Source organism: Alkalibacterium sp. m-11 (assembly GCF_054658155.1).
Genome location: NZ_BAAGIR010000104.1, coordinates 1 through 6935, shown reverse-complemented (window position 1 = coordinate 6935; position 6935 = coordinate 1). Strand labels below are relative to the sequence as shown.

Sequence of the window (6935 nt, the reverse complement as noted above, 5' to 3'; positions counted from 1 at the left end):
AAGTCCAATGGGACAACTGAAGAAAATGTTTGGGTAATGAAACACACAGAATGAGCCATTTTAATATTAAAATTGAAGAGTTACCATCTCTAGAAAAAAAGTTTCCGCCAAAGTCTTGACACATACTACACCAGTCCAAGGCTTGAAGAAGCAAGAAATTCTGATATAATAGTAAAAGTTTGTATATGAACGGCATAGAGAGGTTTTGACATGATATACTTTGACAATTCAGCTACAACTAAAATTAATGATTCAGTTCTCGAGTCCTATCTGGAAGCAAGCAAACGATACTACGGTAACCCGTCCAGTCTGCATGTTATGGGAGAAGAGACGAGTAGTCTGCTGAAACGGTCCCGTGCTCAGGTGGCCGAGCTGCTTCAGGTCGATTCTGAAGAAATAGTCTTTACCAGCGGTGGCACTGAAGGAGACAACTGGGCAATAAAAGGCACAGCGATCGAAAAGATGGCTTACGGGAAGCATATTATCTCTACAGCTATCGAGCATCCAGCAGTAATAAAATCCTTGGAGCAGCTGGAACAAATGGGCTGGGAAGTGACGTACCTTTCTGTAGATGAAAAAGGTCAGATCGATTTGGATGAACTAAAGCAGGCAATCAGAAAAGATACGGTTCTTGTATCCATAATGGCTGTCAACAATGAGATGGGAAGCATACAGCCTTTAAGAAAGATTGGAGAAATACTTGAAACTTATCCATCTATACACTTTCATGTAGATGCTGTACAGGCAGTCGGCAAAATTGATCTGGACCTGGCTGGATCAAGAATCGATATCGCTGTCTTTTCTGGACATAAATTCCATGCGCCTAAGGGGACCGGCTTCATTTATCTGAAAAAAGGCAGAAAACTTGCTCCCCTGATGAGTGGTGGGGGCCAGGAAAAAGGAAAACGAAGCGGGACAGAAAATGTACCAGGGAATATTGCTATGGCTAAAGCTCTGAGACTTCTGTTAGAAGACGTAACAGCTAAAAGAAAAAGATTATCTGAACTGAAAAACGAACTGACTGACTATCTGAAGAAATTGGAGAAAGTGACCGTCTTTACCCCTGATGGGAGTGCACCTCATATTATCTGTTTCGGAATGAACCGGATTCGAGGAGAAGTCATTGTCCACGCACTGGAAAAGCAGGGGATCATTGTATCGACGACTAGCGCTTGTTCCAGCAGGAGAAAGACGAAAACACCAACTGTACTGGATATGGGCTACACTAAAGAAGAAGCTGAATCAGCTGTCAGAATCAGCTTGAGTCATCTGAATTCGAATGATGAAGTTCAGGAATTCAAAGACCAGTTCAATTTGATATATGAGCAGTTGAAAGATATAAATTAAGGAGAGCGTTATGCAGATTACAGAAATTCTGGTTCGCTATGGCGAGCTGTCTACAAAAGGAAAGAACAGAAAATTTTTCATCAAGAAGCTGCACAGAAATGTTCGGTCACAACTTCGTCAGTTCAGCACAGTCAAGATCAGTTCAAACAGGGACAGGATGCATATTGATCTGAACGAGGAAGACGCCGATGCAGTGATGACCGAACTCAAGGATGTATTCGGTATCCAGTCATTTTCACCTGTCGTTAAAGTGGATAAAACGCTGGATGAAGCCAAGAAAGCCGTTGTTCATCTGGTTAAGGAACAGTTTAGGGAAGGTATGACCTTCAAGATCATGACCAGAAGAGCTGACCACGATTTTGAATATGATACGAATGAAATGAACCGCCTGCTTGGAACAGAAGTTGAAAAAGCTGTTCAGCCGGTATCAGTAAGAATGAAAAATCCCGATGTAACGGTCAGGGTAGAGGTTCGAAAAGATGGGATATTCATCTCTGTCGATACTCTGTCCGGTGCAGGAGGGCTTCCAGTAGGAACAAGTGGAAAAGGGATGCTTATGCTGTCAGGGGGGATCGATTCTCCTGTTGCGGGATATCTGTCGATGAAACGAGGCATGTCTATAGAAGCTGTTCATTTTCACAGCCCGCCCTATACTAGCCCGCAAGCTCTTCAGAAAGCTAAAGACCTCAGTGCCAAAATTGCACGATATGGGGGAGATGTCACCTTTCTGGAGGTTCCCTTTACTGAAATTCAGGAAGAGATAAAGAAAGTGATACCTGAAGCGTATTCGATGACGGTCACGAGACGAATGATGCTGAGGCTGACTGATGCGATCAGAGAACACAGAAACGGGTTGGCGATAATCAACGGTGAGTCGCTCGGACAAGTCGCTTCTCAGACTCTAGAAAGCATGACAGCTATAAACGAAGTGACCAATACTCCTGTCCTCAGACCGCTGATTTCAATGGACAAGAACGACATCATTAAAATTGCACAGGATATCGATACCTTTGATCTGGCGGTTCAGCCTTATGAAGACTGTTGCACGGTCTTTGCCCCTACACGTCCTAAAACAAAGCCTAGACTGCACAAGGTCAAGGAACTGGAAGAGGAACTGGATATTGATGGGCTGATGCAGCGTGCAATGGACGGCATAGTTGATACGGTGGTCGGTAAACATTCCGGTTCAGAGTATTCAGACGAAGCAGCTTTTGATTCGCTTTTCTGATTCTTTTGGTTGCATTCGGCCCTGATGAACCGTACACTAGACTTAAACCATAGGAAAGAAGGAAATACCATGGATGTAACTTTAAAAGGTGAAAAATTCCAGACAAACGCTCAACCCCCTCAAGTAGGAGACGATGCGCCTTCCTTTGCAGTCAAGAATCTGAATGAAGAAACAGTCAGCCTGTCAGATTATAAAGGAGATGTGCTGGTCATCAGTACAGTCCCGGACATCGAAACAAGCACGTGTTCCAGACAGACGAATACCTTCAATGATAAAGCTGAAGATCTGAAGAATACACGGATCATTTCCATATCGACAAATACATTAGAGCAGCAGACCAACTGGGCAGAATCTAAAGTGCTGTCTACGGATATTCTTCATGACAGTGACCGATCATTTGCTAAAGACTATGGTCTTTACATCGAAGATATTGATAAAATGGCACGGACAGTATTTGTCATCAACAGAAATGGCCAGATCGTCTACCGTGAAGTCGTAAAAGAAATGGCTGAGGATCCGAACTATGAAGAAGCCCTGTCAGCTGCAAGACATGAAGAAGCAGAACTGAACTAATTCAGACAAGAGAATAAATAAAAGCATAGAACAAGAGGAGTAATGATCCGAATCATCTCAGAGAATGGGTGTCAGCTGGAAATCCCTGATGAAGACGATCACGAAGTAGCTTGGGAGCTTTTACGGGGAAACCAAATAGTACTCGTAAATGGGACGACAGACCATTAATACTGTCTAGAGAGATTACAGCATATATTTGATCGACCGGAATATGCTGTAGTAATATAGGTGGTACCGCGAAGCATTCGTCCTAGTTTGATTAGGATGGGTGCTTTTTTTGATAATTAAAATAAATGAGGTGCATAAAATGGAAGAGAATAACATGTCAACGAAATACGATCCAACTGCCGTAGAAGCAGGAAAATATCAGGAATGGCTGGATAAAGATTTGTTCAAGCCAAATGAGAAGGGAACAGAACCGTATTCTATCGTCATTCCGCCGCCGAACGTGACAGGGAAACTTCACTTGGGCCACGCATGGGATACGACGCTTCAGGATATCATAATTAGACAAAAGCGTATGCAGGGATATGACACCTTGTGGCTTCCAGGGATGGACCATGCCGGAATAGCAACCCAGGCCAAAGTAGAAGAGAAACTGGCTGAGCAGAACATTTCCCGTCATGATCTGGGTCGAGAGAAGTTTCTTGAAAAAGTATGGGACTGGAAAGAAGAATATGCGGCTAATATCCGTGATCAGTGGGCAAAAGTTGGTATATCAGTCGATTATTCAAGAGAACGGTTTACGCTTGATGAAGGACTGAATAAAGCAGTAAACAAAGTATTTGTTGATCTGTATAATAAGGGTCTTATCTATCGTGGAGAGTACATCATCAACTGGGACCCTAAAGCGCAGACGGCCTTATCAGACATTGAAGTCGAGCACAAAGAAGTCAATGGTGCCTTCTACCATATCAGCTATCCGATAGTGGACAGCGAGGAGTCGGTAGAAATTGCTACGACCCGTCCGGAAACAATGCTTGGAGATACGGCTGTAGCTGTCCATCCAGATGATGAGAGGTATCAGCACCTGATTGGAAAGAAAGTGCTACTTCCTATATTAGACAGGGAACTGGATGTCATCGCTGATGACTATGTCGACATGGAATTTGGTACAGGAGTAGTCAAGATTACTCCCGCCCATGACCCGAATGATTTTGAAATCGGTCAGCGACATGATCTGAAACAAATCAATGTGATGAACAATGATGGATCCATGAACAGTCTGGCAGGAAAATATGAAGGGATGGACCGGTTCGAAGCACGTAAAGCTCTAGTCAGTGATCTTAAAGAAGAAGGATATCTAATCAAGATTGAAGACATGCAGCACAGCGTGGGTCACTCAGAACGAACAGGTGTCATTGTCGAGCCGAGACTGTCAACTCAATGGTTTGTGAAGATGGATCACTTATCTGATAAAGCACTGGCTAACCAGCTGACTGAAGATAAAGTCAATTTCGTACCGGAACGTTTTGAGAAGACATTCAATAGCTGGATGGAAAATGTACACGACTGGGTTATTTCAAGACAGTTGTGGTGGGGACACCGTATACCGGCCTGGTATCACAATGAGACAGGTGAAGTTTACGTTGGAGAGTCAGCCCCCTCTGATCTGGAAAACTGGACGCAGGATAATGATGTGCTGGATACCTGGTTCAGTTCGGCCCTCTGGCCTTTTTCTACTATGGGGTGGCCTGACGTGGAAAGCAGCGACTTTAAGAAATACTTCCCGACGAGTACGCTGGTAACAGGGTATGACATTATTTTCTTCTGGGTCAGCCGTATGATTTTCCAGAGTCTTGAATTTACAGGCAAAGCGCCGTTCAAGCATGTTCTCATGCATGGACTGATAAGAGATGAGCAGGGCAGAAAGATGAGTAAATCTTTAGGAAACGGAATTGATCCTATGGAAGTCATCGACAAGTATGGTGCGGATGCACTGAGATGGTTCCTTTCCAACGGATCTGCTCCTGGCCAGGATGTCCGCTTCAGTTATGAAAAGATGGATGCATCATGGAACTTCATCAATAAGATATGGAATGCAAGCAGATATGTCATCATGAATTTAGGTAACTTTTCAGTTGAAGAAATCGATCTGACTTTAGAAAAATCGATTGCAGACAAATGGATCCTAGCTCGTCTTAATGAGACAGTCAGACAAGTGACCGACCTGTTTGAGAAGTTTGAATTCGGTGAAGCTGGCCGTCAGTTGTATAAATTCATCTGGGATGATTACTGTGACTGGTATATAGAGATGAGTAAGGAAGTCCTGACACAGGGAACGAAAGAACAGAAGCAGTCTGCCAAGTCTGTTCTTGTACATGTTCTGGACCAGACCCTGCGTCTGCTTCATCCGATCATGCCATTCGTAACTGAAGAAATATGGTCTCATATCCCTCACTCAGGAGAGTCCATCGTAACTGCAGAATATCCTGTGACTCGCACTGAATTCGAAGATCAGGATGCTGTAGAAAACATGGACATGTTGATCGAACTGATTAGGGCTGTCAGAACGATTCGTTCGGAGGCTGACAGACCTTTGTCCAAAACGATTGATTTGCTGATCAGAACTAAAGGAGACAAAGAAGAGACTTTCCTTAAAAAAAATGAGTCATTCATCAGACGATTCTGTAACCCTGATCAGCTAGTCATAGAACAGTTGGTCGATGTGCCGGAAGAAGTGAAAGTAGCTGTAGTAACTGGCGCGGAAGTATTCATCCCACTTGCCGGACTAGTCGACTTCAAAGAAGAAATCAAGCGTCTGGAAAAAGAGCAGTCTAAATGGCAGAGTGAAATCACTCGAGTGGAGAAGAAACTTGCTAATGAAAAATTCGTTCAGAATGCTCCAGACAGCATCGTTGAAGAAGAGCGAGCTAAAGGGAGAGAGTATCAGGAGAAATATGATTCTGTCACTCGACAGTTGGCGAAAATGAAAGAGATAGAAGAGGATAATCGATGAATAGACTGATCATATTTGATATGGACGGGCTGATGTTCGACACTGAACCCCTCTATTATAAAGCCAACCAGAAGACAGCTGACCGTATAGGCCTTCCCTTTGACTATGCGTTTTATGAAAAGTATATTGGTGCCAGCGAGAAAGACTTTTTCAATGCGATGTATCAGTCATTTGACAAGGAAAAAGTCGAGCGATTCATCACTGACAGTACAGCGGATTTAAAAGATGTCCTGTTTGCGGCTCCTCCAGTCAAGAAAAAAGGACTGGTCGATCTGCTCGATTATCTGAAAAGTAATGAATACAAAATGGTGGTCGCGTCCAGTTCTGAAAGAGAGGTCGTCAAGGCACTTCTCGTTAGTGCTGAGGTATCAGATTACTTTGACGGCGTCGTTGGAGGAGATGATGTGACGCATTCAAAACCTCACCCTGAGATATTCATCAAAGCCAGTACGCTGGCAGGTGAAAATTTATCTAATATTTTAGTTCTTGAAGATTCAGTAAACGGGATCAAAGCGGCTAACGCAGCAGGCTTTCCAGTTGTAATGGTACCGGATCTTATCGAACCCGATGATGAAATCCGCAGCCGAACATTAGACGTCTGCCATGATCTTCATGAAGTTCTAACGAAGATAAAAAGTGACATTTTAATTTAATGGGTAATGTTATAGAAGAGGAGCTAAAGACAGCTTCTCTTCTTTTCATGTGCGCCCGGCATGGGCGACAACTTGGTGGTGAAAGTCCACTACAGACTTGGCAGTAGGAACTGTTAGCGAAAGACAAGGGTGTCCGCCGTGAGGCGGAATCTGAAGGAAGTCGGACGCAAATGCT

Annotated in this window: 5 protein-coding genes and 1 other annotated feature; all 5 genes read left to right on the top strand. The window is 43.7% G+C overall.

The window, feature by feature from the left end; all coding sequences use genetic code 11:
* The first annotated feature begins 210 nt into the window (after positions 1-210).
* The 5 genes from ACYQ2O_RS09520 to ACYQ2O_RS09500 all read left to right on the top strand — a co-directional run bounded on the left by ACYQ2O_RS09520 (position 211) and on the right by ACYQ2O_RS09500 (position 6760).
* Positions 211-1347 (top strand): cysteine desulfurase family protein, encoded by a 1137-nt coding sequence (locus tag ACYQ2O_RS09520; protein ID WP_459796487.1) that lies wholly within the window; start codon positions 211-213, stop codon positions 1345-1347.
* A gap of 10 nt (positions 1348-1357) precedes the next feature.
* A complete protein-coding gene (gene thiI / locus ACYQ2O_RS09515) occupies positions 1358-2575 on the top strand; it encodes a tRNA uracil 4-sulfurtransferase ThiI (RefSeq protein ID WP_459796486.1) in 1218 nt (405 codons plus the stop codon).
* Positions 2576-2644: 69 nt separating this feature from the next.
* Positions 2645-3148 carry a thiol peroxidase gene (locus ACYQ2O_RS09510; protein ID WP_459796485.1) on the top strand — a complete coding sequence of 168 codons (504 nt, stop codon included), beginning with the start codon at positions 2645-2647 and terminating at the stop codon, positions 3146-3148.
* 17 nt (positions 3149-3165) lie between these two features.
* Positions 3166-3404, top strand: a binding site (T-box leader).
* A gap of 51 nt (positions 3405-3455) precedes the next feature.
* On the top strand, positions 3456-6107 hold the full coding sequence (locus tag ACYQ2O_RS09505; protein ID WP_346025497.1) for a valine--tRNA ligase: 2652 nt from the start codon (positions 3456-3458) through the stop codon (positions 6105-6107).
* Positions 6104-6760 (top strand): HAD family hydrolase, encoded by a 657-nt coding sequence (locus ACYQ2O_RS09500; RefSeq protein WP_346025498.1) that lies wholly within the window; start codon positions 6104-6106, stop codon positions 6758-6760. The genes ACYQ2O_RS09505 and ACYQ2O_RS09500 overlap by 4 nt, the downstream gene beginning before the upstream one ends.
* Positions 6761-6935: the final 175 nt, after the last annotated feature.

What these genes read in the sequence shown, in the direction of transcription:
- ACYQ2O_RS09520 (WP_459796487.1), top strand. Translation starts at nt 211, where the DNA reads ATGATATACTTTGACAATTCAGCTACAACTAAAATTAATGATTCAGTT.
- thiI (WP_459796486.1), top strand. Translation starts at nt 1,358, where the DNA reads ATGCAGATTACAGAAATTCTGGTTCGCTATGGCGAGCTGTCTACAAAA.
- ACYQ2O_RS09510 (WP_459796485.1), top strand. Translation starts at nt 2,645, where the DNA reads ATGGATGTAACTTTAAAAGGTGAAAAATTCCAGACAAACGCTCAACCC.
- ACYQ2O_RS09505 (WP_346025497.1), top strand. Translation starts at nt 3,456, where the DNA reads ATGGAAGAGAATAACATGTCAACGAAATACGATCCAACTGCCGTAGAA.
- ACYQ2O_RS09500 (WP_346025498.1), top strand. Translation starts at nt 6,104, where the DNA reads ATGAATAGACTGATCATATTTGATATGGACGGGCTGATGTTCGACACT.